A 2638-nucleotide genomic window follows, 5' to 3' on the forward strand; every position below is an offset into this window, starting at 1 on the left:
CGCGCAGCGTTGTAGCCCCGGTTGAGCACCTCGACGCTTCCGTCGGGCTGCAGGCGGTAGTGCGCCGATACGTCGCTCAGACCGCGTTCGAACGAATGGTCGAGACGGGCAACTTCGTACCACTTGCCGAGGTAGCGCTCGAGGCGGAAGTCGCTGACCGGGACGACGCCTTCCGGCAGCGTCGTACAGGCGGCCAGCAGCCATACGGCGGCTGCCAGCGGCCAGAGCAAACGCCAGCGCGAGATCGTCTGCGCCAGTCGGCGTGCGATCGGCAGCAGGCGACGAAACGGGGCGAGGTGAAAGCCGGGCAGCGCCGGTGGCTCGCCGGCAACGGCCGCGCAATGTGCGTGCTTTGCCGGTAGGCTCATTCGCTGGCTGCCTGGCGCAAACGTTCGTAGGTCGCGCGTTCCCGCTCGCGCTGCGCGGCAAGGCGCTCGAAGCTGGCCTGATTCTTCTGGCAGGCAAGGGTATGCGGACTGCCCCGCCGGACCGTCTCGGTGTCGACATCGCAACGGTGTCGGCGAATCGACTCCTCGACGTGCAGGCGATCTGTCTGGAGGGCCTTGAAGCGCCATTCGGAGCGCTGCGGGTCGGCGAGAAATGCGGCGAGTTCGCGGCAGTGCCGGCACTTGCAGTCGATCCGGCTGTCGCGGGCGAAGTCGGCCGGCGGTGCAAGCACGACGGCAAGTCGCTGCGCCAGGTACGCCAGGCACGCGGAAATCAGGCGCTGGGTCGGTGCCCAGGAGCGCAGCGCGGCGTTTTCAGCGGCCAGCGTCAGCGCGGCAGGAATGAGGAGGGTGTCGAATGAGAAGGCGCCCGGATTCGCCAGCAGATGATCGACCGCGCGCTCGCCAAGCGCCGCTTCGTCGAGTAGACCTAGCGCACGAAGCAGTTCGGCGGGTAGCGTCGGTGTCAGGGGCGCTGCGCGCGTCGCGGTCGGCGGGTCCGCTGCCGGCGCGGCGGTCTTTGCGTCGCCGGGCAGCGCGGCGAGCAGCGCGAGCACGGCGGGACGCAGCAATTCGGCGGCTGCGCCGACCGGCAGCCGGGTGACGAAACTCGTTGCCAGGCGTGCCAGCAGCTCGGCGCAGGCGCTCGCCTGCGGCACGGCGTTGCCAGCGATCACCTGCGTCAGCAGCTCGGCCGCCCGCACTGGCGGCAGGAGCAGCAAAGCGTCGCTCAGCGCCGCGTTGTCGCCCGCGCGGTACGCGCCTGTGGCGCTGATTTCGCTGGCGTAAGCGGCGATGTTGTCGAGGTCTTCGAGGCGGCGTAGCGCAGCGAGGAATACGCTCGTCTTGTCCGACTCGCGCGCCGCGACCCAGCCCTGACTCGGCCAGTCGCCGCGTCGGGCAATCATCAGGCGGGCAAGCTCGCGCGCCTCGTGCCGCAGAGGCGAAGCGGCTGCGCCGCCCTCGGCAAGCCAGCGCTCGGTCAGCCGTTCGAGGCAAGGCAGCGAAGTGCTGCGTCCGGCCGCAGCGATGATCGCAACGCGGCTGCCATTCGGCCAGACGACGAAAGCCGCGCGGTGATAGCGTCGCTCGAAGCTGGCGCCCGCGTTTCCCGTCGCCTCGGAGAACTCCTCTTCGTCAGGGTCGGCGTCGTCGAGGGCATGCGGCGGACAGAGTTCGGCGTCGGCGGCGGGCAAGGTGTCGAGCAGGGAAGGGCTGCCGTCGGCGCTTTGCCAGTCGCTGAGCGTCAGCCAGCGGTCGAACACTTCGCCAGCCTCGAGGTCACCGTCGTCAGCAGCGTAGTAGGCGCCGCGACCCGAGCGCGGGGAATAGGCGTACTCGGCCGCACCGTTCTCGGCGAGCGTGAGAAACGCCAGAAGAACCTGACACGAAGCGCGCTGAGCGGCGGCAAGCAGGACCGAACCGACCGCTGCGTCGGCGAGCTTGAGCGTTGGAAAGCGCATCTCGGCGAGCGTGTAGGCGTGTTCGAGTGGCCAGATCAGCTTCTGCGGACACTCCGCGTCGCCGCCGGTGCTGCGCTGTGCTGCCCAGCGTCCGAGCAGTTCGGCGACGCGGTCGACCTGGGTGTCGTAAGCCGGTGGCTGCGGCACTACGCTGTCGCCCGGGCGAATCAGGTTGTAGATCAGAACGAGCCGGCAGCCGGCAGTGACCGGGCGGACCTCGTGCAGGCAATCGGCATAGAAGCCGGCAAAGGCAAGCTCCGACGGGTCATGCGCGGTGAGGTCAAGGCAGACCTCGCGTTCGCGGTGGCGTACGCACAGCTCGCCGCCCGTGAAGATCGACGGCAGGACGACGACCAGCGTGGCGAACATCCCCGCTGCCTTTTCGGTATCGCGGTGGCTGACGAAAAAGCTGCCGGCATCATAGACCAGCATCTTGTACAACTCGGCGCTGACCGGTTCGAGGACGCCAAGGCCGACGGCCGTGCGCCTGACGATTTCGCCGAGATCCTGTTCCCACTGCCTGCCGCACAAGCGGATACGATCGGCGGCGATCTGCCAGGTCCGGCGCACGGCCGTATCGACCAGGGTTTCGGCGCCACGCCCGTACGGCGCCTGTTCGGCAACCGCGATCAGTTGCTCGGCCTGCGCTGGCAGAAGAGGCAGCGAAATCGGCCCGACGCCGTCAACCTCGATCCTGGGAAGAAAGAACGCGTGCGTTCCGTGGGCATA

At 68.6% G+C, this 2638-nt stretch carries 2 protein-coding genes; both read right to left on the reverse strand.

From position 1 onward, the window contains the following. The coding region (locus tag Q1L59_RS02625; protein WP_300327739.1) for a lipocalin family protein at window positions 1-368 on the reverse strand (368 nt) is incomplete at its 3' end. After that, window positions 365-2638: 2OG-Fe(II) oxygenase (locus tag Q1L59_RS02630; RefSeq protein ID WP_300327740.1), on the reverse strand; the 2274-nt coding region annotated here is incomplete at its 5' end. The genes Q1L59_RS02625 and Q1L59_RS02630, both read right to left, overlap by 4 nt.

It is taken from the genome of Accumulibacter sp., assembly GCF_029255125.1.
In the GTDB taxonomy this organism is placed as follows: Bacteria; Pseudomonadota; Gammaproteobacteria; order Burkholderiales; family Rhodocyclaceae; genus Accumulibacter.